At 49.7% G+C, this 22,243-nt stretch carries 25 protein-coding genes and 1 tRNA gene; 21 read left to right on the top strand and 5 right to left on the bottom strand.

The annotated features are described in order from the left end of the window. The first annotated feature begins 8 nt into the window (after positions 1-8). The 4 genes from pulA (at position 9) to AK95_RS12420 (ending at position 4,589) form a co-directional block, all read left to right on the top strand. A complete protein-coding gene (gene pulA, locus AK95_RS12405; RefSeq protein ID WP_071220253.1) occupies positions 9-1,961 on the top strand; it encodes a type I pullulanase in 1,953 nt (650 codons plus the stop codon). Positions 1,962-2,066: 105 nt separating this feature from the next. After that, a complete protein-coding gene (locus AK95_RS12410) occupies positions 2,067-3,671 on the top strand; it encodes an S-layer homology domain-containing protein (protein ID WP_071220254.1) in 1,605 nt (534 codons plus the stop codon). Positions 3,672-3,801: 130 nt separating this feature from the next. Then, positions 3,802-4,257: a RidA family protein gene (locus AK95_RS12415; protein ID WP_071220255.1), complete on the top strand. Its 456-nt coding sequence runs from the start codon at positions 3,802-3,804 to the stop codon at positions 4,255-4,257. A 2-nt stretch (positions 4,258-4,259) separates the two neighbouring features. Continuing rightward, positions 4,260-4,589: a GNAT family N-acetyltransferase gene (locus AK95_RS12420; protein WP_083397603.1), complete on the top strand. Its 330-nt coding sequence runs from the start codon at positions 4,260-4,262 to the stop codon at positions 4,587-4,589. A gap of 75 nt (positions 4,590-4,664) precedes the next feature. Here AK95_RS12420 and AK95_RS12425 read toward each other — a convergent pair whose 3' ends face one another. Further along, complete coding sequence (locus AK95_RS12425; protein WP_071220256.1) at positions 4,665-5,516, bottom strand: alpha/beta hydrolase family protein; 852 nt, start codon at positions 5,514-5,516, stop codon at positions 4,665-4,667. Between the two features lie 195 nt (positions 5,517-5,711). Here AK95_RS12425 and AK95_RS12430 point away from each other — a divergent pair. From AK95_RS12430 to AK95_RS12470, 9 genes are all read left to right on the top strand, one after another. Further along, positions 5,712-5,784 (top strand) — tRNA-His (locus tag AK95_RS12430). A 130-nt stretch (positions 5,785-5,914) separates the two neighbouring features. Further along, complete coding sequence (locus AK95_RS12435; protein WP_071220257.1) at positions 5,915-6,175, top strand: YqkE family protein; 261 nt, start codon at positions 5,915-5,917, stop codon at positions 6,173-6,175. A 169-nt stretch (positions 6,176-6,344) separates the two neighbouring features. Next, entirely contained in the window at positions 6,345-6,932 is a 588-nt protein-coding gene (locus tag AK95_RS12440; RefSeq protein WP_235613089.1) for a uridine kinase family protein, read from the top strand. A 136-nt stretch (positions 6,933-7,068) separates the two neighbouring features. Beyond that, positions 7,069-7,788, top strand: coding sequence for a DsbA family oxidoreductase (locus AK95_RS12445; protein WP_071220258.1), 720 nt, complete (start codon positions 7,069-7,071; stop codon positions 7,786-7,788). Between the two features lie 99 nt (positions 7,789-7,887). Continuing rightward, complete coding sequence (locus AK95_RS12450; RefSeq protein WP_071220259.1) at positions 7,888-8,694, top strand: GNAT family N-acetyltransferase; 807 nt, start codon at positions 7,888-7,890, stop codon at positions 8,692-8,694. A gap of 38 nt (positions 8,695-8,732) precedes the next feature. Next, complete coding sequence (locus tag AK95_RS12455; protein WP_071220260.1) at positions 8,733-9,332, top strand: DUF4269 domain-containing protein; 600 nt, start codon at positions 8,733-8,735, stop codon at positions 9,330-9,332. After that, positions 9,325-9,795 carry a DinB family protein gene (locus AK95_RS12460; RefSeq protein ID WP_071220261.1) on the top strand — a complete coding sequence of 157 codons (471 nt, stop codon included), beginning with the start codon at positions 9,325-9,327 and terminating at the stop codon, positions 9,793-9,795. Before AK95_RS12455 ends, AK95_RS12460 begins: the two co-directional genes overlap by 8 nt. 52 nt (positions 9,796-9,847) lie before the next feature. Beyond that, on the top strand, positions 9,848-10,462 hold the full coding sequence (locus AK95_RS12465) for a TVP38/TMEM64 family protein (protein WP_071220494.1): 615 nt from the start codon (positions 9,848-9,850) through the stop codon (positions 10,460-10,462). 28 nt (positions 10,463-10,490) lie between these two features. Next, the gene (locus AK95_RS12470; RefSeq protein WP_071220262.1) at positions 10,491-10,829 is read left to right on the top strand and encodes a hypothetical protein; all 339 of its coding nucleotides are present in this window, start codon (positions 10,491-10,493) and stop codon (positions 10,827-10,829) included. A gap of 71 nt (positions 10,830-10,900) precedes the next feature. Here the strand turns inward: AK95_RS12470 and AK95_RS12475 are convergent, their stop codons facing one another. Genes AK95_RS12475 through AK95_RS12485 form a run of 3 tightly spaced genes read right to left on the bottom strand, consistent with a single transcriptional unit; the run spans position 10,901 to position 14,281 of the window. After that, positions 10,901-12,835, bottom strand: a complete 1,935-nt coding sequence (locus AK95_RS12475) for a CotH kinase family protein (protein WP_071220263.1) — start codon at positions 12,833-12,835, stop codon at positions 10,901-10,903. Positions 12,836-12,853: 18 nt separating this feature from the next. Beyond that, positions 12,854-13,564, bottom strand: coding sequence for a DUF4956 domain-containing protein (locus AK95_RS12480; RefSeq protein ID WP_071220264.1), 711 nt, complete (start codon positions 13,562-13,564; stop codon positions 12,854-12,856). A 3-nt stretch (positions 13,565-13,567) separates the two neighbouring features. Continuing rightward, the gene (locus AK95_RS12485; RefSeq protein WP_071220265.1) at positions 13,568-14,281 is read right to left on the bottom strand and encodes a polyphosphate polymerase domain-containing protein; all 714 of its coding nucleotides are present in this window, start codon (positions 14,279-14,281) and stop codon (positions 13,568-13,570) included. A 262-nt stretch (positions 14,282-14,543) separates the two neighbouring features. Here AK95_RS12485 and AK95_RS12490 point away from each other — a divergent pair, with 262 nt between their 5' ends. The 4 genes from AK95_RS12490 to AK95_RS12505 all read left to right on the top strand — a co-directional run bounded on the left by AK95_RS12490 (position 14,544) and on the right by AK95_RS12505 (position 18,332). Beyond that, the gene (locus tag AK95_RS12490) at positions 14,544-15,890 is read left to right on the top strand and encodes a sensor histidine kinase (RefSeq protein WP_071220266.1); all 1,347 of its coding nucleotides are present in this window, start codon (positions 14,544-14,546) and stop codon (positions 15,888-15,890) included. Then, the gene (locus AK95_RS12495) at positions 15,887-16,525 is read left to right on the top strand and encodes a response regulator transcription factor (protein ID WP_071220267.1); all 639 of its coding nucleotides are present in this window, start codon (positions 15,887-15,889) and stop codon (positions 16,523-16,525) included. Before AK95_RS12490 ends, AK95_RS12495 begins: the two co-directional genes overlap by 4 nt. A gap of 189 nt (positions 16,526-16,714) precedes the next feature. Continuing rightward, on the top strand, positions 16,715-17,671 hold the full coding sequence (locus tag AK95_RS12500) for a DoxX-like family protein (protein WP_071220268.1): 957 nt from the start codon (positions 16,715-16,717) through the stop codon (positions 17,669-17,671). Beyond that, on the top strand, positions 17,655-18,332 hold the full coding sequence (locus AK95_RS12505) for a DUF4166 domain-containing protein (protein WP_071220269.1): 678 nt from the start codon (positions 17,655-17,657) through the stop codon (positions 18,330-18,332). The genes AK95_RS12500 and AK95_RS12505 overlap by 17 nt, the downstream gene beginning before the upstream one ends. Here the strand turns inward: AK95_RS12505 and AK95_RS12510 are convergent. Next, complete coding sequence (locus tag AK95_RS12510) at positions 18,322-19,620, bottom strand: MFS transporter (protein ID WP_071220270.1); 1,299 nt, start codon at positions 19,618-19,620, stop codon at positions 18,322-18,324. The two genes, AK95_RS12505 and AK95_RS12510, sit on opposite strands and share 11 nt — an antisense overlap. A gap of 157 nt (positions 19,621-19,777) precedes the next feature. On the opposite strand from AK95_RS12510, the gene AK95_RS12515 reads away from it, so the two are divergent. The 4 genes from AK95_RS12515 to AK95_RS34500 all read left to right on the top strand — a co-directional run bounded on the left by AK95_RS12515 (position 19,778) and on the right by AK95_RS34500 (position 22,191). Continuing rightward, on the top strand, positions 19,778-20,533 hold the full coding sequence (locus AK95_RS12515) for a DUF2087 domain-containing protein (protein WP_071220271.1): 756 nt from the start codon (positions 19,778-19,780) through the stop codon (positions 20,531-20,533). Between the two features lie 27 nt (positions 20,534-20,560). Beyond that, a complete protein-coding gene (locus AK95_RS12520; protein ID WP_071220272.1) occupies positions 20,561-20,914 on the top strand; it encodes a GIY-YIG nuclease family protein in 354 nt (117 codons plus the stop codon). 149 nt (positions 20,915-21,063) lie between these two features. Next, the gene (locus AK95_RS12525; RefSeq protein ID WP_071220273.1) at positions 21,064-21,912 is read left to right on the top strand and encodes a DegV family protein; all 849 of its coding nucleotides are present in this window, start codon (positions 21,064-21,066) and stop codon (positions 21,910-21,912) included. 123 nt (positions 21,913-22,035) lie between these two features. Continuing rightward, positions 22,036-22,191, top strand: coding sequence for a hypothetical protein (locus AK95_RS34500; protein WP_201259379.1), 156 nt, complete (start codon positions 22,036-22,038; stop codon positions 22,189-22,191). The last annotated feature ends 52 nt before the right edge of the window (positions 22,192-22,243 follow it).

Consider the following 22,243-nt stretch of genomic DNA (forward strand, 5'->3'; position numbering starts at 1 on the left):
TGAACATCTTGTCGGTACAAAAAGAAAGCAACGCTGCTATTCACTACGGAGATCCCGCGGTCACCGGGGGAGTCTCCGTCTTTGATAAGGAATTTGACAAGCAATTTTATTATGATGGAACGGATCTGGGTTTAACCTACCAACCTGAAGAGTCCACGTTTCGACTATGGGCACCGACGGCTAGCGAGGCATACGTTCTGCTGTATCCGGATTGGCAGGCAGCAGAAGCCCGGCGTTTCGCGATGACTCGTGATGTGAAGGGAACTTGGCTGCTGAAAGTAGGAGAGAATCTTCAAGGCAAGTTCTACACCTACCAGGTCCTTATCGGGGATCAATGGAACGAAGCTGTCGACCCTTATGCTGGCGCCGTAGGCGTCAACGGGGATCGTGCTTACATCTTGGACATGGCCTCGACCGATCCTAAGCACTGGACAGAAGACAAACCGCCGCTTCATAGTCCTCTAGATGCCGTGATCTATGAGCTGCATGTTCGTGATTACACCATTCATCCGGACAGTGGAGTGAAACATAAAGGCAAGTTTAAAGGTCTGGCGGAGACAGGTACCCGAGGTCCCGGAGGGATTCGTACAGGGCTTGATCATATTGTTGAGCTTGGGGCTACGCATGTGGAGCTGCTCCCGATCTACGATTTTGCGACGGAAAGCGTGGATGAAACCAGGCTTCATGAGCCGCAGTACAATTGGGGATACGACCCGAAGAACTACAATGCTCCCGAGGGCTCGTATTCTACGGATCCGTATGTGCCGGAGGTTCGGATTCGTGAATTGAAGGAGTTGATTCAGACATTCCACGATCAAGGCCTACGGGTCATCATGGATGTGGTGTATAACCATGTATATGACGGGTATCTGGTCAATTTCACGAAGCTGGTACCCGGTTATTACCTGCGTTATACGAAGGACGGCAAATTTTCCAACGGATCCGGGTGCGGTAACGATACGGCATCCGAGCGTCCGATGATGCGGAAATTCATTGTGGAATCCGTTCTGCATTGGGTGAAGGAGTACCGGGTTGACGGTTTCCGATTCGACCTGATGGGATTGCTGGATGTGGAGACGATGAATGAAATCAGGACGCGCCTGGACGAGATTGATCCGTCGATCATCACGATCGGCGAAGGCTGGGTCATGAATACCGAGCTGGATGAGAAGAAGCGAGCGAATCAGCAGCAAGCAGCCATGATGCCTCGAATCGCGCATTTTAACGACGGTTTCCGTGATGCGGTTAAAGGAGATATTTTTCATTTTGAATATAAAGGCTTTGTGAGCGGCGGCAGTGGATTACTTCATAAAGTGAAGCAAGGCATCGTGGGCGGCATTCCGTATTCCAAAGATGTTAAGGCGTTTGCTTCTGAGCCGGATCAGTGCGTAAATTACGTGGAGTGCCATGATAACCATACCCTATGGGACAAAATTATGCTGTCGACCAAAGGGGAAAATGATGCGACACGTCGCGATATGCACCGGCTGTCATCGGCCATGATTCTAACCAGTCAAGGAATCCCTTTCCTGCACGCCGGTCAAGAGTATTACCGCTCCAAGAACGGAGTGGAGAACAGCTATAATGCTAGTGATGAAGTGAATCGGCTGGACTGGGGTATGGCATCGGAGCACCAGGATGGAGTGAAATACATTCAACGGCTCGTTCAGCTCCGGAAGAATCATCCGGCATTCAGATTGAGGGATGCCGCGTCGATTCGTAAGCATTTTCGGTTTGAACCATGTCCTGAGCATGCTGTCGCTTTCACGCTTCGTGATCATGCGGGCGGTGATCCAGAGAAACATATCTTTGTGCTCTATTATGCCGGACGGAAAGAGTCCTCCCTTGCTTTACCTGAGCTGGGCGAATGGAAGATTCTGCTTGGCGAAGAGCATATTACGCGTTTAACCCGGGATTCCCTTGTTGTAGAAGGGATCGGTGCGGTTATCTTATCCTGTTAAATCTATACCGGCAGCGAATATTACCAAGAAATGAATAATGCCTGATTCTATGATCATCTGATATGCTGATGGTATCAGATGATAGAATAGAATCGAGGTGTCCCTTTGAAGAAATATTTCCTGTCACTTTGTTTGCTGTTGTCATTTTCATCGTTTTTTGGCCATTTTCAGGCATCAGCGGCTCAAGCTCCAAGTCCGACCGATTTTCACGATATCTCGGCAAGCTTTGCCAAAGACGCGATCCAGCGTCTGGCCAAGAGAGGTATCGTAAGCGGGGATGGCACAGGAGCTTTTTTGCCGCGAAATCCGGTTACCCGGGCTGAATTTATTGCCATGATTGCCAGAATGCTCAAGATGGAACCCGTTCCAAATGATTTGTCCGCGTTTCGGGATGTTTCCAAATCCGCATGGTACTACGGCTGGATTCATGCAGGACTTAATCTATCCATTGTTGAGGGGAATGGTTACCGGTTCTACCCGAATGCTTCCATAACAAGGCAAGAGGCTGCCGTGATGGTGATTCGTGCTATGAAAGAAAATGGATACTACAACGGAAATACGACCAACTATTATACGGATTCTGCTTCCATCGCGGAATGGGCTTGGAATGCGGTGGGTAAAGCGACGGATACAGGCTGGCTGCAGGGAAGCAAGGGACAGTTCAGACCACAGGACGCAATCACCCGGGAAGAGACGGCAATGCTGCTGGACCGGGTCTTGCAGTCGGGAAATGTGCTGACCCAAATTAACCTTCAAACTCCTGCAAATGTTCATATGGGCTGGTTGTATAATGGTACGACCCAGCAATACATCACCTATGCCAAACGGGCCGGCTTGAATGTTCTGGTACCGCGCTGGTACTACATGGAGGCAAACGGTAAGGTGACGGACCATACCGACAAGGAGCTGTTGAATTGGGCTCGCAACAACAGTCGGCAGGTGTGGGCTATGGTGGGGAACCGCGGGAATGCGGAAGGAACTCACCAAGTACTGAGCAGCGCTCAGGCCCGGAAGTCTGTCGTTGATCGTATTGCAGCGAATGTATCCCGGTATCGATTGGATGGGATCAATATTGATTTTGAGAACGTCATGCCTCAGGACCGGCAGAATCTGACGGCCTTTATCACGCAATTATCCATAGAGATGAGGCGGCTCGGAGCCAAGCTATCCATCGATGTTTCACCTGATCTGAATACGGATTGGACGGCTGCATTCGATTACGCAACCCTTGGCACACAAGTGGACTATATGGTGCTCATGAGTTATGACCAGCACTGGGGCGGTTCACCCAAAGCGGGCTCCGTTTCCTCGCTCCCTTGGAGCGAATCCGGACTGAGCAAGCTGCTGACCCAAGTTCCGGCGAAGAAGAGCATCATCGCGTATCCGCTGTACACGAGAGATTGGAAGATCGCTTCGTCGGTATCCTCGCAGGACATCAGTTTGGCTGAGCAAGGACATCGTATTCGCCTGAACAAGGCTTCATTCACATGGAATGAGAGCGTGGCGCAGTATGAAGCAGCTTATAACAGCGGCGGCATTCCGCATCGTATATGGACCGAGGAATCACGCTCTTTATCGATGAAACATCTCATGGCCGCCAAATATCAGATTGCCGGTTATGCCTACTGGTATCCGGGCGCTGAGACGACGGACGTATGGCAGGCCATTCATAACGCGGAGCGTTATGCTTATTATTCGTTCCGGATCTAAACATCAGACATGTTGGAATTAAGACCAGCCTCGAAGAGTGAGGTTGGTCTTTTTTTTACTTGTAAAAGGGTCATTCCGTGATACAATAGTTGAAATTTAGATAGAATATATTTCCTGTAGGAGTGATCACATGACCGTTCATGCCGAGGAACGTTTGAAGCAGCTGGGTATCAGCCTGCCTAAAGCAGGCTCGCCAGCAGCCAAGTATGCCAACTATGTTATCGTTAACGGGTTGATGTATGTTTCAGGTAAGGGTCCCTCAGGACAGCCGAGAGGGAAGCTCGGAGAGCATTACACAACAGAGCAGGGGTATGAATATGCCCGTCTGACCGGGATTGAAGTTCTGGCCGTATTAAGAGAAGGGCTGGGATCACTTGATAAAGTGAAGCGCGTGGTCAAGGTGCAAGGCTTCGTTAACGCAACAACCGACTATGAGGAGCATCATAAGGTGTTGAATGGATTCTCGGACTTGATGCTTGAGGTGTTCGGGGATCAAGGAATTCACGCCAGATCCGTATTCGGAGCCGTATCCTTACGGGATCAGCTGCCTGTCATTGTAGATTCGATCTTTCAAGTGGAGGAATAGGCATGGGACTCGTATTATATTGGTTATACGATAACGACAAGCCCATAGGATATGGTAAGCTGAGACATCGCTTGAATAACAATCTGCTAGAGCTAGGGGGACATATCGGGTATGTCATCCGGCCGTCGGAACGAAGGAAAGGATATGGCACGCGGCTGCTGGCGGAGTTGGTCAAGAAAGCCAATGAGAAGAACATAAGCCGGGTCCTTCTGACCTGCGATGAAGCCAATCTGGCTTCCCGCAGCATCATTGAATCGAATCACGGTGAGTTAAGTTCCATTACGAACGGGACCTGTAAATACTGGATTGAAACGGCTGCTGGGCACAACTAGGCCGAAGAAATGCCAAACAAATCATGTGCTTGGAGAGAAATAAGTAGAAGGAGAGGAGCGCTCATCAATTTCTACTTATCTCTTCAACCAGTCGAACATTCGGTTGATCGCCGCTGCATGCTGCGGCGATGGGAAATGATGCCCAAGCCCTTCGTACAGATGGGCTTCCGGCTGGTGCCCCTGTTCTTGAAGCTTGTCCAGCATCCGGTAACTATGCTCCACCAGAACCTGCTCGTCCCGCGTCCCATGGACAAGCAGGACGGGACATCGGATACGGTCTGCATAATGGATCGGTGATCGAAGAAGATACTGCTCAGGTACTTTGGCAGGCGTTCCGCCAATGACGCGTTTCATCATTCTGCGCAGATCTATCCGTTCTTCGTAGGTTTGTGCCAGATCGGAGACGCCGCTCCAGAGAATCATTTTGGATACATGTGGTGACAGAGCGGCAGCCACGGCAGCATTGATTGCACCGCGGGAAAAGCCCAACAGATGAATACGACGGTTATCTATCCAGGAAATGCTCGATAGCCATTCAATTGCGGAGATCACATCCATCGTATCGGCACCGCCGAATTCATCCCTGCCCTCGCTGCCTTCATTCCCGCGATAGGCCGGAGCAAACACGGCATATCCTTGCGCAGCGAATTCTTCAACCCACTTCAACCTTACAGCGCCAACCCGTCCAATGCCGCCTCGGCAATACAGGACCAAAGGAAGCTTAGGCTCAATTACTGGCTTAGGTGGTTCGTGTGAAAAAGGATCCAAGTTCAAGGAGCATGCCAGCGTGCCGGTTATTGTAACGCCGTGAATTGCGTTGAACGCTTTGGACATCTCATGGGCGACCGAACGGGGCAGTTGCGGCGGCAGACCAAGATACCCCATGACATGCAATCCCTCTGAGACATAGTCAATATGATAGATCATCGATGTGCTTCCTCCCGTGCTTACATCATCATGTTGTATCGAATAAGGGCGCTATTATCTGATAGTTGGGATCAAGTAAGTATAGTATGTTCTTTCCGTTGAAATCAAGAATAGGATGTAAGAAATTACAATTTGCCAAACAGCTTAATATCTGATAAATTATTATCTCGGGCATATCCATTGCTCATTGTCATGGCGGTCGTGGCGAAGGGGTTAACGCACCGGATTGTGGCTCCGGCATTCGTGGGTTCAAGTCCCATCGATCGCCCTCAAAGTAAGTATACATAATGAGAAGGAGAGCCGAGAGGCTCTCTTTTTTCGTGGTTATCACCAAGCAGATATAGATGCCAGGTCCTTCATAAGATGATATAATAATGTGCAAATCGAGGTGAATGAACATGGCAAAAAAGAAACAAAAGTCCCCCTTGCCGCGAACCGAGGCTGCCGATAAACCCGCGACTTTAAAGGATATGCTGGACCCTCAAGTTCTGGCGAAGTTGAAGGCAACAACCGAATCCTTGAAAGCCAATGAAGCCGAGCGGCTTGAGAAGGAAAGGCAGGAACGGGAAGCTGTGCGCAAGGCTGAACAGAAGCGGCGCGACAATGATTTTGAATATTTACTGGAACATAGCGAGATGGATTGGAAAAAATACAAGTGACAGGCAGCGTTATGCTGTCTGTTTTTTTATTATCGCGGTCTGTCTTCTGTGATCGTACGGCGGGAACGGGAGATGTTGTTCTGTAACGCAGGACCTTTCAACTTACTTGGATCGGTTGTATAATAATGGAACCTATACATTGGACATACATACGGAGGAAGATGAAAGGATGGATATGGAGCATAGGCAGACTTTAATGATCGGGATTGGCGGAGGTTCGGGGAGCGGCAAGACAACGCTAAGTCTTAAGCTCAAGGAGAGGTTAAGCGAGTACCGGGTGGCGATCTTCCATATGGATAAATATTATAAGTCCATTAGACCCTTGGCCAAAGCGCCCTTCACCAATCAAATATTTGAGGATTTTAACCATCCGGATGCAGTCGATATCGAGCGTCTGACCGAGGATTATAATCACGCCGTCCATAATGGCAAATACGACATAATTGTCATTGAAGGATTTCTCCTGTATCAATTCGAATCCCTTCGGAACTCACTTGATTTGAAGCTGTTCGTAGATTGTCCCGCGGATGAAAGAATGCTTCGCAGAAACCGGTGGTTTATAGAAAAGGGGCATAGCGAGGAAAGTGTGCTTCAGGAATATTTGCAGCTTGTGAGATACAGGCACGATGAATATGTTGAGCCTACCCGTTGGCATGCGGATCTGGTGTTGAATAGTTCCCTGAAGGGAAATCATGGTTTTGAGGTTGTGACGGATTGGATTCTTGCCAGATTAGAGGAGAACACCAAACCCGCTTAGATAACCGGCGTGTTTGTACTCGGTATCCTGAACATTCTTGCAAGACCTTTCCATATTCATGTGAAGTGTTGATGTCATGCTGAAAGCGGGTTACAATAAGTAAGTTAGCATTAATGCTCGCTAGGAGGCGAAAAGAATGAAAGTAGAAATATGGTCGGATTTTATGTGTCCGTTCTGTTATATTGGTAAACGCCGTTTCGAATCGGCTTTGGAGCAATTCCCTAATAAAGATCAAGTTGAAGTGGTTTATCGCAGCTTTGAGCTTGACCCCGGTGCATCGTATAAAGCCGGGGTTTCCATGGACGAGATATTGGCATCCAAATACGGCATGAGTATCGAACAGGCCAAGGCTGCGAACGCCAACGTGACCCAGCAAGCGGCAAGCGTCGGGCTAACTTATCACATGGATCGCGTCATCCCGGCCAATTCGTTTGATGCACACAGCCTGGTTCATTTTGCATCCGGGCATGGTAAAATGAAAGAAATGACGGAGCGGTTGTTCCGTGCACACTTTACAGACGGCGAGAATCTTGGTGATAAGAATCGATTGGCCGATCTGGCGGCTGAAGTCGGCCTTGACCGCAATTTGGCTGCGGCCGCGCTCGAGAGTGACGATTTCCAGTCCGAAGTAAGGGCAGACGAAGCAGCTGCAGCAAATTTGGGAATTCGGGGAGTGCCATTCTTCGTGTTGGGAGGCAAATACGCCGTGTCCGGTGCGCAGCCACTGGAAGTGTTCACAGACGCTTTAGATAAAGCTTATCGTGAAGCGAATCCGCTAGTGATGGTGAATGACTCCGACAGCAGCGACGGCATGTGCGCCGATGGCTCTTGCGATCTGCCGGGCAGCGCGAAATAAAACATACACAGCAAGTAAGAGCCCGAAGCATCAGTAAGCGATCTTCGGGCTCTATTTATCCAGTTAAGAATGCACTAGTTATAATACATAGGAGGCAATATGCGGCATCTTCCATCTGAGGAACTTATCCAACGAATTCAAGCTTCGGAAACGGATTATATGTTGAATCGAATGAAAGCAATCGAAGGTCGGACCGGAAATCCCGAAGGGATCGAAACGAAGCGCTTCGGCCATGCGCTGTGTTTGTACAGCAAGACGATGCCTTGGCTTTCTTTTAACACGGTGAAAGGACTGCGTTCAGAGGATCTATATAACTTGGACGATATCATCGACTTTTATCAATCGAAGGATCGCAAATTCCAGTTCGAAATCGTACCCGGCCTGGTAAATCAGGAATTCCTGGCTGCGCTTGCCGAACGCGGATTCTATCAATCTGCTTTTCATAATTCAATGTATATGAACCCGCAGGAGCTGGAGGGGGTGCAAGGTAATGGAATTGTGATCAGAGCAATAGACAAAGATGAATTTGAGGATTATGCTAAAGTTCATTGCCGTGGAACAGGATTGCCTGATCAAGGAATTCCATCTGTAGCCTCGAATAACCGTGTATTGTATTCACGGCCGGGATGGAGCTTCTATATGGCTTATGTAGAAGATGAGCCGGCCGCAGCTGGCGTTATGTACGTAAATCAATCGACAGCGTCACTAACATTTGCCGCAACACTCCCGGAGTATCGTAGACAAGGCTTGCAGCTGGAGCTGCTTCGCAGGAGAATACGGGAGGCGAAGCTTGCAGGGTGCGATCTTGTTGTCTCGCAGTGCGCTTTCTTATCACAGAGCCATCGTAACATGGTATCGGTCGGCATGAAGCTGGGCTATGTTCGGACGACGTGGACCGAGCGCTAACCTGTAAGTTCAGAGGAGTGAGGCAGGTGGAGACAGCTATGCAAGAAAACATGGATTTTCTTAACTTGGAATACTTACGTCTGGGCTCCGATAAACAGAAGCAAGCAGCCATGGTTATAGACGAGCTTAGACTATGGGATCATCTGAAACCCTATAACCCGATATTGGTGGGCACGATTCCTATCGGGATTGACATCGAATCAAGCGATCTCGATATCATATGCCATGTGACGGATTTTGCCTGCTTTGAACGAGAGCTCAAGACGCGTTATATCGAAGATGTTACGAATTTCACGTGCTCATCCCGTACCGTCAACAACGTGGATCGATCGGTAGCGCGATTTCGGTACAAAGGATGGGAATTCGAGGTTTTTGCACAGCCATTACCTTCAACGAGTCAGAATGGTTACCGTCATATGATTGTCGAATACAAGCTTTTGAAGCGGCTCGGTGAAACTGCAAGACAAGGGATTATCGAGCTGAAGAGGTCGGGTTATAAGACGGAGCCTGCCTTTGCGAAGCTGTTGCGTATCACGGGCGATCCTTATGAGGAGCTGCTCCAGATATATCATTGGCCGGAGGATCGACTTGATGCCTATATTAAATCTTATATGGACAAGGAGAATGGATATGAGTGACAAACAGCAGCTGCTGAATGAGTATTCCGCGTGGATCGGCAAAGTGAGAGAGTTCGCGGTACAGGAAGAGGGATTCTGGAGCACCCCGATGGCAGAGGGGAAATGGACCGTACGTGATGTGGTGTGCCATATCATGCGGTGGGATGAGTATTTTTACAATGAAGCCATTTCCAAAATTTCCACAGGGGATGTTTTGACTGTCCGCCATATAGATTATGACACTTTCAATGAAGAGTCGAGGCAATATGCCAAGACGTTATCGACAGAAACGCTGGTGGATCAGACGATAGCCGCAAGGGAGAAACTGATTCGAGCGATCGAAGCCTTGCCTGAAAGGGCATACGAGATGCGGTATACGGACGGGGACGGGCATCCCTTTGAGGTGGCGCAATTTATGCGGGATTTCATCTGGCATGACAACCACCATCTGGCTCAGCTGAATCAGGTGCTTCAGGTCGGCTAGTCGGCAAACTTAGCAGAAATGGGTGAAGTCATTGATTGGCTACTTGGACATCATGTCTTACTTTACAGAGAGCAACCTGGAATGGTTATTGGACCAATTTAGAGCATTAGGCCCGCTGCCGGGCATCCTTCTGACGTTCCTGAAATCCTTCATTCCACCGATGCCCACGATCGTGATCGTGGGTGTGAATGCGGCGGTGTATGGGCTTTGGGCAGGGTTTCTTTACTCCTGGATCGGTATGGTGGCAGGATGTTTAACGACCTTTCTCATCGTGCGCAAAATATCCGGTGCACCCCTGATCGAACGCTGGGCAAAAAAACCTAAAGTTCAGCGTGGTATGCGCTGGATTCAGCGCAACGGTTTCAGTTACGTTTTCCTGCTTGGCATACTTCCCGTTGGACCGTTTGTCGCGGTCAATGTGGCCGCCGGGCTGGCCAGAATGAACCTGATGTCCTATCTGATGGCTGTCACCTTGGGCAAGGGGATTATGGTGTTCTGTGTCTCTTACATCGGTGCCAACCTGTCCGATTTTATTGCGGAACCTTTTAAATTGTTCGGAGTCCTTGCCTTTATCGTACTGTCCTTATGGGTCAGCCGGAAGCTGGATTCATACTTTATAAGAAAACAATCGGTACACGATCAACAAGCAGAGCTTGAGTCCAGTTGAATAGCATGATTGAAAAGGAGCAAGCGTTATGACCAAATTGGCCTCATCCATTCTGGAAATGATTCGAATGATGATCATTATGATGATCTTTGTCATGGTTCTGGGCAACATAGAACATCAAATACTGAAGAGCTGGATACCCTGGAATGGACTATATTGGCTGTTCCTGTTCGCGGGGAATGTATTGTGGTTTCTTGTACTCTACCGGAATCGCCTGCAGTTCAGCGGTTGGTATCGTTCAGCCGCGACCCAGCACAAGCTGTCCAGAAATACGACGAGGATTGTCATGGCGATGGGCATGGTCCTTATCGGTTCGCCCATAATGATCACGTGGTTCATTGAAATAGTTTTAATCCATTGGTCATAGGTTAAAACGTTCGGATATAAAGGGGCAGTTCCAAAGGTGTATCGACCTTTGGAACTGCCCTTGTTTGATAATTACAGCCTTTTTCGTTTATACAACGTCACGAAGAGACAAGAGAGAAGCAGCAGTACGATTGATACGCCGGCGTACAAGGCCTCCTTGGCACTTCCTTGTTCCTCGGCAGCCCTGTTTGACCCCTCGCCCGGCCGGCCCATTCCTGGGCCTCCCTGCATTTGACCGCCAAACTCGCCGCCGAATCCGTTCCCCATCTGCCCCTGAGGGAAATCCTGCATCTGGCTTTGCCCATTCTGGCCGGGAGTCTGAGGCATGGTTGGTTGATTGTCATCGGAAGGGGGCTGCTCCGACGATTGGGTTTGATCTTCAGGGAGCTCCGCTGCATTTGGTGATGGTTCCGTAGTTACGGCTGGAGCAGAATCAATCGCTGTTTTTTCGTTGGAACTGCTAGTGCTCGATCCGACAGCCGATACGACGGACAAGGAAGGTTCATCCCCTTCAAGCACGGTGTCATGATCTTCCTCAGCTTTGCCGGAGGTAACGTTGACGCTGCTTCCCGACGCGTCGTCAGAAGAATCAGGGGCAGCACTGTCATTGTTGGTAGGCGTGTACCCGCCAGAGATGCCTCCGGCCGGGGCATCGTTAGGGGGAAACGATCCGGCTCCATTCGTCTCGCCGCCAGGTCGCATGCCGCGACCACCGCCGGGACCCATACCACCACCGCTGCCGCTTCCATCGCCAGCGGAGGGGAGCGTTCCATCCAGCTGCTGCTGGAGGTTATCCATTGATTCTTGAACGTATGAGGTGAGTGTCGGGATGGATTGCTCATACTCCTCATAGGAATAGAAAGGTCGTGGGTCTTGCTTTACGTGCTCGGAAATCAAGTCTTGTAATTGCGCAACTCGTTCATTGAATGTTTCCTGCTGCATGTAGCCCTCCAGCATCTCCGAGAGGATGGCGTGATAGCGTTCCTTATATTCGTCAACCTCGAGCAGCTTGGCAATCAGGGGCCGTTCCGCCAAAGCCCCCTGGGTTGGCTCGTCAATGAGGATGCTGGAGCCCCCAAGCCCCCCGAATGCCATATTATAATCCCAAGGCAGGACGGAGAAAATGCCGTTGTTCTCATATAAATAATAGTTCTGTTTGTTCGATCCCAGATAACTGTCCATATTGGAGGCAACCACATTCAAGGCAACGTACTTGAGCACATTATCGACATCCAGCACCTTCTCATAATCGGTGCCGTTATTAAGCTCATCCAGCATGTCGATCAATATATCGTCATTGGATGATTTGGATTTCATGACAAGCCCGGTGTAGGAATCGGGATCATTGCCAAGCCACGTCAGATCGCTGCCTGCCCCGGTCATTTCTGCCTTGTACAACGCGCCGTAGGAATTATCGAAACGACGCTGCAGATAGGAGTCGCCAATCTGTTCAATCGCGAGGTAGAACCCCCATAATTCATCGTTAACATATACGTTGACGTAGGAAAAGCCGGGCGTCGGCAGTCCTACGGAATCCGCCAGCTCGTAGGTCAGGAATTCCCGCATATACGAGGCGTCGCTGTAGTTGTTGTTCAGATTGATTTTGCTGATTCCATTCAAGGTCTGATTAAGGTATTCGTCAAAGGATATTTTGAAGCTGTAGCGGTCGGAGTCCGAATTCACCACGCTGCGCAAGCTTAAATTGCCTTTGGTGCGAATGCCGACATGATCAAATTGCATGCCGTTGTAATTGACGGATGCTTCTTTATATTCTTCAGCGCTGGCGTTGTCCAGCATATCCTGAAAATCAGCTTCGTCAATCGTGATTTTTACATCAATAACCTTATCTTTCGGAAAAACCGTTGAATCCATTTGCTGCTCCTGCTGAGCATCGCTCTCGGTGCTGCTTACCGTCCCGGCAGCCGTGGGTGTCCACTCGCAGCCTGAGATTAGTAGGATTATGGCCATCATGAGGAACAGTTGGCCCGTCATTCTTTTTTTTATCATCTCTGACCACCGCCTGACTTAGGATACATAGTCGCCACTGTAACTGATCAGAACTGCGTTATGAACACCTGGCAGCTGGGACAGCTTGTTCACGAACTGGCCTTCGGCGTCGCGCAGCCTTACTTCCAGTGTCAGCTCGATGCTGCCTGGGGTCACGGTTTTTTGCTTCAGATTATAACGCTTCACGGCTTGACCGATTTGCTCTTTTACGGCTTGCTCGCTCTGTTCATTCTCGCAATGAATCACGAGCAGATAAGGCGTATCCACCGTTGCTTTTTTAATGAAGAAGAACAGGATCAGACCGACTACGATGGAGCCCATGGCAGCCAGCGTGTAGAACCCGGCTCCGGTTACGATCCCGGCAACTGCGGCCCAGAACAGGAAGATCAGATCGGTTGGGTCCTTGATGGGCGTACGGAAACGGACAATGGAGAGTGCGCCGACCATACCGAGTGAGAGCACGAGATTGGAGTTAATGGCTATGATGACAACGGCCGTGATCATGGTCATCCCGATCAGAGACACGTTAAAGCTTTTGGAATACAGCACGCCGCTGAAGACTCTTTTATAGAGCAGATAGATGAATAACCCGATAACAAAGGCAACGGCCAGCGTAATCAGAATTTTGGCGATGCTGATATCGGATACGAAATTTTCCATCACGGATTTCTTGACGATATCCGAAAAATTGGTGGTGCTCGTATTGCTTGAAGTCGATGTGGTATTCATGAATTATTGATCCTCCCATGTGTTATATTTCAGAAATTTACGGCACATCACGTATTTGGAGGCCGATTGACGGCCCAGTCCTTCCAGCTGCAGTGCGATTTTGATGTAATCCGGGATGTATTCGTCATATTTGACCTCGAGTATAATCAGATTCTCATCGATCGCCCGGATGGGCAGCAGATTCCGATTGAACAGATCCGTGGAGTGCAGGCCGGTTCGAAGCTCCTTGTCAAACGTAATCCGGACATTTCCGTTGGCGCAGACATACGGCTCGCGGACATAATCGACAATGACCTTGGGCCGCAGCAGCTTATGCTTCATCTCGTGATACAGCTCCATCATCAATGGCTTGTCCGGCTGATAGAGACATTCGTATTGACCGGCCATGATCTGATCGGCCGTCTCCCTTGTGAGCGGCTCCTTCAGCTTGGCAATGTAATCCCGGAATTTGATTTTTTTCTCAAAATGAATGGTGCTGTCGGTTACGTTGTAGATACGGATGCGGTATTTGACCCGGTCCCGAACCCCAGCCAGCTTCTCGTATAAGGCTTTGTTGTTGATATCGTCAAAGTACAAGCTTCGAATGTGATATTCCCCGCCGGGGCCTGCGTGCTGATCGTAGGTCACCAGATTTCTTAATCGTTGACGGATGATTCGGTACTGGTGAATATTCACAAAAAACTTAAGCTCGTTCCGGTATTTCAATTGGGTTGTCATGATTCCACCTCGTTTCTCTCTATCATTCGTGTGCTTGATTGCTTACGAAATCTATCCTATCAATCGTTCCTGATAGCTTTCTTAAATACGGCTGAATGTAAACTGAATGTTTTCGCTATGTAAAAATCGAAGTGTCGAAGCAGGATGAATTTCATGATTCGATGGATCCGACTTGTTCGCTGAAGGCAAGCTAAGAGGTCCCGCTGCTGTAACAATTGTGGTAGGATGAAACTATATTCGCGAAGAGAATGGACGATGCGTCATGATATATTATGTGGTAGCGCTTTGGAGCGCGGCGGCTGTGCTGCTGTTCAATCAGCCTCGGAGCGAGGTGAACCGCTGGGCTGCTTTTTTTCTGTGGAGCGCAGGAATCGGCGGCTTGACAGATTTGCTTGTGCCTGCGGGGTTTATCGCGGGGCGGTACGAGCCGTGGATTCAATTTCTCAACCATACGTTGACACCGTACGGCGTGTTAATATTTTGCATGGTGTATACCCGGAGGCCCGAGGATCATAAGAGAATGCGCGATTTCAAATTAGGTTTGTTTCTGCCGGTGCTCGCGATGCTGGCCCAGGTGCTTTTGACGGAAGCTTACCGAATTCATTATGGCTGGTTATTCGTGTGGACGGTTCCCTATTATGTGGCCGCATGTGCCTTGCTAATTCGCGCGTTGTCGCACGAGATGAATCCGCAAAAACGCAAAGGCATGTGGATCACCACCTGGATTATGGTGCCTACCCTGCTCGGCGTGATGCTGCTGATTAATGTGGGAAATCTGATCTCGCCCGGTTATGATTCATTCCGGTACGTGTCCCTGTTCATTCTGTATTCGCTGGGCGTTGCCGTCATTTGTACCTTAGTGTACGGCGTCCTGGGTGTACGCCTGAAATTCGAGCGCGATCCGCTGGATCGCACGATGCAGGCTGTCAGCTCGGGGACATCGATGCTGAATCATACCATTAAGAACGAGATCGGGAAGATTGCGATGAGCACGGAAAATGTAAAGCGGCTGCTGCCACAGGACAACGGCGTTGCCATCGAACAGCTTGAAGTCATAGCGAATTCATCCGAGCATCTGCTTGCCATGGTGGGACGCATGCAGCAGCAGATGAAGGCGTTTAAGCTGGTGGAACAGCCAGTCCGCGTGGATCAGCTGCTTGCAGAACTGCAGCTCCGCGAGCAGGATCTGCTGCGCAGGCATGGCGTCGAATTGAACGTAATCTGCCGCCAGCGGCCGTGGCTGCTCGCGGATACCGTCCATTTGAAGGAAGCGATCAGCAATCTCATTCGCAACAGCGTGGAGGCAATGCCTGAGGGTGGGCTGATTACGATAACGATAACGGCTGACCGCAAAGGAGCGGCGATTACCGTTAAAGATAACGGGACCGGCATTCCAAGAGCGCAGCAGGAGCTTGTGTTTGAACCTTTTTACAGTACCAAGGGCCACAAGAAAGATAACTTCGGGCTTGGTTTGTCGTATGTTTATAACGTGATGAAGAAAAGCGGTGGTTCCGTAAGTCTGGAGAGCCGCGAATCGGTTGGTACGGAGATTTCGTTATATTTTCCGCGTAGTAAAATCATTCGTTTATCCGGGAGGGAAGAAGCTTGAACCGCATACAAATCTTCTTGGTAGAGGATGATCCGGATTGGGTTAAATCGATGACCGTTTTTCTGAATGCGCAGGAAGACATGATCGTTGTCGGCACGGCCGAGTCGCCCGAACAAGCGATTGCGATGGCGCAAATTCTCTCCTTTGACATCGTGCTTATGGATATTCAGCTGACTGCAGGCCGACTTGACGGGATATACACAGCCGCGGAAATTCTTGAGCGTAAACCGCAGGCCAAGGTCATCATGCTGACCTCGCTGGGGGACGAGCTGGTGATCATGCAATCCTTTACGGCTGGAGCCGTCAATTATATTGAGAAGCCGAGGTTTAAGGAGCTTCCGGCAGCGATCCGAAGCGCCGTGCTTCATCCGGGGTCGATGGAGGTGCTGCTCAAGGAATTTGCCCGCCTCAAGCGCGAAGAGCAGCTTCGCGGCTTAACGCCTGCGGAGCGTGAGGTGTTTGATCTGTTGGATGAAGGGTACACCCATTCCCAAATGGAGCAGAAACTGTTCAAAACCGAGAGCACGCTCAAGAACCAGATCAATAAAATTTTAAAAAAGCTCGGGGTAAGAAGCAGCAAGGAAGCCGTGGAGAAGGTCCGCCGGAAAGGGATTGTAAGAGAGAACGACAACTAGCACAGGTGCGGATTAAGACTGGATCATATCGAAGGATCGGAAGAGGTACTACGAAACGTAGTACCTCTTCTTGGTATGTTCTACAAAAGTGAGGTCTAACGGCGAGTCCCCGGCGGCTGTAAAATGACTTGTAGATAGAGAGGTGTCCGGCTTTAGAAACTAGGGGACATCCCGAGGGGAGCTAAGCGCATGAAGAGAAATCCGATCTATGTTGAACTCGATATCCAGACGGATATGGATAAGCTGTGGACGTTGACGCAAAAGCCTGAGCTGCATCAACAGTGGGATCTGCGATTTTCCGAGATTCATTATGTACCGGAGGCTGATTCGAATATTCAGCGGTTTTTATATAAAACCCGCATTGGGTTCGGACTGGAAGTGACAGGGGCGGGAGCCACGAAAACGGCTGTTCACCCGAAGACGGGGAAACGGATCTCGGTGCTGCGATTCGGCTCGGATCAGCGCAGCTCCCTCATTCGGGAGGGAAGCGGCTATTGGAAGTATGCGGACAAGGGGAGCGGGGGCATACGTTTCTCTACCCAATACGATTACAAAACGCGGTTCGGCCTGGCGGGCGCCTGGTTTGACCGTTTGTTGTTCCGGCCTTTATTCGGCCTGGCGACGGCTTGGAGCTTTGATGTGCTGCGATTGTGGGCAGAGAAGGATATTCCGCCCTCGGTAACGATCCGGAAGGCATTCATCCATGCCTTGAGCGTGATGATGCTGGTCGTTCTATGGTGTTATGAGGGGCTGGTACCGAAGCTGTTGTTCCCGGAAGCCGGGGAGCTTGATCTGTTGAGGCAGTCGGGCTTGGCTGGAGAGCTGGAGGGGGTGGTACTAACCCTACTCGGCATTGCCGAGATCGGGTTCGGCTTATTGACGCTGCTCTTTCACAAGAGTCGGTTGTGGTACAGGCTGCTGATGAGCTTGCTTGCGATCTTGATGCTTGGCGCATGGATAACAGACCCTCAGTTAATGAAGGCCCCGTTCAATCCGTTAACGCTTAGTGGATCCATGATGGGGTTTTGCTTGATGGCTTCGCTGTCCGCTGCAGATTTACCAAGCGCCTACCGCCCGGCACGAAAACCCGTCCCCGGGGATAAATCCCGCAAAAAAGGAGGGGAAAGACGTGACCTCGATCTATGAACAAGCGCTAGGCTCGCAATTTCAAATGCTCCATCCCAAAATTCGGGAGCGGTTCGGGTTTGACAGCAAGGATCACATCGCTTCGATTGGCGAAGGCGTCATGGAAGAGATCTGGTACGCGCCTTGGGCTGCACTGCCTCTCTATATCGGCACGATGCGGCATATTATGTTTCCGAATCGAGGGAAAGGGATCCCGTTTCGGATTGAGAATTATGCTTATCGTGACGAATGGGGAAGAGAAACGGTTACTTGGTGTCGCAGCTTTGATTTTCCGGGTGTCCAAAGGCGGTTTGATGCCACGATGATCTATAGTACGCAGCGGAGCCGAGTTGTGGATTATTTAGGGAATAAACAGCACTTGGCGGTCGATCTCCGGATAGCCGCGGGGGAGAGCAGCGGCATTTGCATTCAATCGGGGGAGCAGAGATTTTATGAGGGGCTCTTGCAGTTTCGATTTCCCCGGTGGTTCACCGGAACAGCCGATGTAAACGAATGGTATGATGACGGGAATCAACGATACCGGATATCCGTTGAGGTGCGCAATCCGATATTGGGGCCTGTCTTCCGGTATAAAGGAAGTTTCCAGGCCCGGACTATTGCTGTAGCCGATGGAGCTGTTCCGCTCCATGTGAAACCTCTGCGGGTTGAGGCTAGAGAGTAGCGGCGGTATCGGAGGAGGAGAGACTGCTGCTCTTACGCTCACGGAACATTCGGTAGTATAGAAACGAAGATACAACATAAAGCGTTCCGGTAATGCAAAATGTGATCGCATACCCCCAATAGCTGCCGTAAGTGGTGACGAGTTTGGATTGTACGGGTCCCATGGTGGCCCAGCCCAGCATGAAGGCCGTTTGCGTAACCGAATTGGCGATTCCTCTTCGGTGATCCGGTACACGGTCGATCAGAATCGAGGATTGTATCGGATTGGCGGCATTCATCAAGGCTTGGCGGAACAGGAAGCCGACCGATGCAATGAGGAGTACGTTCGTGAACCCGGTTAACAGCAGGAAGGGCAAGGATAGGACTTGAAAGAGCACAACGGCCCTGACGGCTCCCACCCGATTCACCAGCGTTGGTCCGATCAGCATCGATACAATCGTCATGACTTGTCCGAGTGATATCAGAATGCCGACTGCCGATAACGATACCGAGAAGCGGTTGGTAAAGTACAAATTCAAATAAGGCACGACAAGCCCTGAGCCCAGGCCGATTAATAATTGGGCAAGCGCGAACTGCCCGATGATTTTGTAATCCCCCAAACCGGAGGCGTTTACTGCTCTTCCTGCCTGAGCCGGTTGATGATCAGGAAGCGGTGCATCCAGTGCCTGTATGTCTTCGGCCTTCTGATCGGCTGTGAATAAGAGCGGGATAAATGCCGCCAAGGTAGCCAGGCCGCCTATGAATAGCGCGGTTTTCAAGCTGCCGATCTTATTCATACCAACGGCCTGCAGGGCATCCGCCAAGAATCCGCCTCCCATGCTGCCGAGCACTTGAGAAGCAAGGACAAGCGAGGCGTGAATGCTGAAGATCCGCATGCGAGCCGATTTCGCCGTGTTTTCCGCTAGAAAGGGGATAGCCAGCACCTGAAAAAAGGATGCGAACAGACCGGTATATACCGCAAGACCAAGCAAGCTGAACTCGCTCTCCAGAAAAGAGCGCGCGATCAGCCCCGCACCGCTTAACAATGCCCCCAGGACGAGGATTCGCTTACGGCTGCCGCGGTCTCCGATCAGGCCAATCGGAATGAACATTAATGCCGTTGCCAGGGATTGAATACTGACCACTGTTCCATTCATGGAGTCATTATACCCAAGACCTTGTATGTACAAATTGTAGAGCACGCTAAACATGCCGGTACCGATCTGATACAGCACGTTGGCTAGAAAAAACAGCTTGATGTTGCGCGGCCAAGAACGCATTTCTTTTGCCGACTGTTGGATGAAACTCATGATGATACCCCCTAAATTTTACAGCAGCAACCTCTATTCTAGCAGGTTCTACAGAAGGGAGGAAGAAATAATATATCGAAATGAAGTGTGATTGACATGTTATAGACAAAAATATAAAATGTCTATATAAATTACTAATTGAAAAGTGGTGTTTGCATTGGATCCGAACGAGCGTTTCTGGAATGCTTCTATAGATGAACTTAAGCAAGGTTATATCGACGAAGGTCCCGTATGGGTATGCCTCCTGTGCGGCAAGACGATCGAGAAAGGGATCATCTATCCGGACCAGGATGTGTTATATGAGTCAGAACGATACATGACCATTCATATCCGCCGGGAGCATGGCTCCGTATTTCAGTATCTGTCAGGGCTCGATAAGAAGCTGACTGGATTAACCGAGCATCAGAATCGATTGCTGCAGCTCTTCTATCAAGGCATGAACGATAAAGAGGTGCAACAGGAGCTCGGCATAGGCAGTGCTTCGACGATTCGCAATCACCGGTTTGCCTTGAAGGAGAAGGAAAGACAGTCCAAAGTACTGCTGACTTTAATGGAGCTGCTGAAGGAAAAGGATGACCATGCACCGGCATTTGTGGAGATTCCCAAGCGGGCCAAGATGGTGGATGAGCGCTACAATGTCACCGAAGAAGAGCGGCAAGCGATCCTGGCCAAGGTGTTTCCTGAAGGGACCGATGGTCCGCTGAAGACATTTAAGCTCAAAGAGAAGCAGAAGTACGTCGTGTTGCGAGAAATCGCAGCTCGTTTTCAACCGGACGTCAAATATACGGAGCAAGAAATCAACGATACGATCGGGAGGGACCATCCCGATTATGTGACGATTCGCCGGTATTTGATTGAATATGGTTTTTTGGATCGCAAGGATGATGGAAGCGAGTACTGGTTAACGACGTAAACGCTAAGATTAGGAGGGTTTAACGCGATGAATCGCAGACAGGAACTAAATCAAATGTATAAGGAAATCAAGATCGAAGCAGGCGTGTATCAAATTCGAAACACAAAGAACGGCAAAGTGTTTGTGGCCGGAACGAATAACTTGAAGACCATGAACGGCAAACGATTCGAGCTGCAGATGGGAACGAGCTACAATAAGACGCTTCAGCGGGAATGGAATGAGTATGGCGAGGATGCTTTTGTCTTCGAGATTCTGGAGACCATAGAACCGAAGGAGGATCCGTTCTATGATCTGAAGGGCGCGGTCAGCAAACGGGAGGCATATTGGATTGAACAGCTGGAACCTTTTGGAGAAAAGGGATATAACGCAGAGCGAAAATAAGGCTTTTGTGTGGCGAACCGATGTGCAGCCATGAAATCACAATCCTTTCGTTTGCAATACGCTGTAAGGGTAAGATATGATGAATTTAGCGGCTTTAATCGCTTCCTTTCCTACTTCTTACTACACGAAAGCGAGACGTGAACACGATAATGAGATCCATAGCATGGGTAACCGACAGCACGAGTACGATTGATCCTGACTTCGCCAAGGAAAATCATATTTATATTGTACCTTTGAGGTTGATACTTGGACAGGAGGAGTACAGGGAAGGAATTGATATTTCAGCTGAGGCCTTTTATGAAAGAATGAAAGATGAACCGAAAGTCAGCAGTTCACAGCCTCCAATCGGTGAATTCATCGAATTATATGAATCCTTGAAAGTGAAGTATGATGATATCATCGCCATTCACTGTTCATCCGAGCTCAGCGGTACCTTGAATTCATCTATGCAGGCGGCAGAGATTGCCGAGGTACACGTGGTTGGCATCGATTCCCAAGCGGGAGCGTTTCCGGTACGCGAAATGATCATGTCCGGGATTCACTGGCATAGCCAGGGGGATACCGTGCAGGTGATAAAAGATAAAATCCAGTCCATGGTGCAAAATATGTCGTTCTACCTTATTCCGGCAAGCCTGCACCGGCTTCATAGCAGCGGCCGGGTATCCGGCACCCAGCTTCTTCTCAGCAACCTGCTCCGAATTCATCTGCTGCTCCGTTTTGATGAAGGCAAGGTCATTGTGGAAGAGAAAATCCGGACGTTCAAGAAGGCCAAGTCACGAATGCTGGAGCTTATGAAAATGGATTTGCAGAAAATTAAAAAGGTCTGCATCATGCACGCCAACAACGTAGAAGAGGCCGAGGAAATCCAGAAGGAAATCAGCGGAGCTCATCCGGCGTTGAAAACCGAAATTATGACCTTTATTCCCGTTGCGGGCATCCATGCCGGCGAAGGCACCATTGCCATGGCGTGGATTAAATATCATCCTGCTTATTCCTAGTTATAGTACAGATCCTGCCTGCAGATACTATCTGCAGGCTTTTGCTTGTGATTCGATTCGATATGACCTTTGATGGTTGTATATGTAGTAGGAGTTGATTCCAAGGAAAGGAATGACGTTAACATGAAGGTGATTATCACGCAAGCTGAGGCGATGCAAAAGAATATATGGGATGATATCATGCTGATGTTCGGAAGAACGGATGAGGATGAAGTGTGGGACACAGAGCAGTTTATATTAACAGAGGGGCAAGCCCGTAAGCTGGGCCTGCTTAAATAGGCGAAGAAGGGTCGCTGTTGACGCGGCTCTTTTGTACTTCAAGCGGGCAGCT

It is taken from the genome of Paenibacillus sp. LC231 (genome assembly GCF_001860525.1).
Taxonomy (GTDB): Bacteria; Bacillota; Bacilli; order Paenibacillales; family Paenibacillaceae; genus Paenibacillus_AQ.

Coding starts and splice junctions, on each gene's coding strand:
- AK95_RS12450 (WP_071220259.1), top strand. CDS start 7,888: ATGCGGCATCTTCCATCTGAGGAACTTATCCAACGAATTCAAGCTTCG.
- AK95_RS12440 (WP_235613089.1), top strand. CDS start 6,345: ATGGATATGGAGCATAGGCAGACTTTAATGATCGGGATTGGCGGAGGT.
- AK95_RS12480 (WP_071220264.1), bottom strand. CDS start 13,564: ATGAATACCACATCGACTTCAAGCAATACGAGCACCACCAATTTTTCG.
- AK95_RS12420 (WP_083397603.1), top strand. CDS start 4,260: ATGGGACTCGTATTATATTGGTTATACGATAACGACAAGCCCATAGGA.
- AK95_RS12455 (WP_071220260.1), top strand. CDS start 8,733: ATGCAAGAAAACATGGATTTTCTTAACTTGGAATACTTACGTCTGGGC.
- AK95_RS12525 (WP_071220273.1), top strand. CDS start 21,064: ATGAGATCCATAGCATGGGTAACCGACAGCACGAGTACGATTGATCCT.
- AK95_RS12460 (WP_071220261.1), top strand. CDS start 9,325: ATGAGTGACAAACAGCAGCTGCTGAATGAGTATTCCGCGTGGATCGGC.
- AK95_RS12490 (WP_071220266.1), top strand. CDS start 14,544: ATGATATATTATGTGGTAGCGCTTTGGAGCGCGGCGGCTGTGCTGCTG.
- AK95_RS12415 (WP_071220255.1), top strand. CDS start 3,802: ATGACCGTTCATGCCGAGGAACGTTTGAAGCAGCTGGGTATCAGCCTG.
- AK95_RS12465 (WP_071220494.1), top strand. CDS start 9,848: ATGTCTTACTTTACAGAGAGCAACCTGGAATGGTTATTGGACCAATTT.
- AK95_RS12520 (WP_071220272.1), top strand. CDS start 20,561: ATGAATCGCAGACAGGAACTAAATCAAATGTATAAGGAAATCAAGATC.
- AK95_RS12500 (WP_071220268.1), top strand. CDS start 16,715: ATGAAGAGAAATCCGATCTATGTTGAACTCGATATCCAGACGGATATG.
- AK95_RS12470 (WP_071220262.1), top strand. CDS start 10,491: ATGACCAAATTGGCCTCATCCATTCTGGAAATGATTCGAATGATGATC.
- AK95_RS12445 (WP_071220258.1), top strand. CDS start 7,069: ATGAAAGTAGAAATATGGTCGGATTTTATGTGTCCGTTCTGTTATATT.
- AK95_RS12475 (WP_071220263.1), bottom strand. CDS start 12,835: ATGATAAAAAAAAGAATGACGGGCCAACTGTTCCTCATGATGGCCATA.
- AK95_RS12435 (WP_071220257.1), top strand. CDS start 5,915: ATGGCAAAAAAGAAACAAAAGTCCCCCTTGCCGCGAACCGAGGCTGCC.
- AK95_RS12485 (WP_071220265.1), bottom strand. CDS start 14,281: ATGACAACCCAATTGAAATACCGGAACGAGCTTAAGTTTTTTGTGAAT.
- AK95_RS12510 (WP_071220270.1), bottom strand. CDS start 19,620: ATGAGTTTCATCCAACAGTCGGCAAAAGAAATGCGTTCTTGGCCGCGC.
- AK95_RS12425 (WP_071220256.1), bottom strand. CDS start 5,516: ATGATCTATCATATTGACTATGTCTCAGAGGGATTGCATGTCATGGGG.
- AK95_RS34500 (WP_201259379.1), top strand. CDS start 22,036: ATGAAGGTGATTATCACGCAAGCTGAGGCGATGCAAAAGAATATATGG.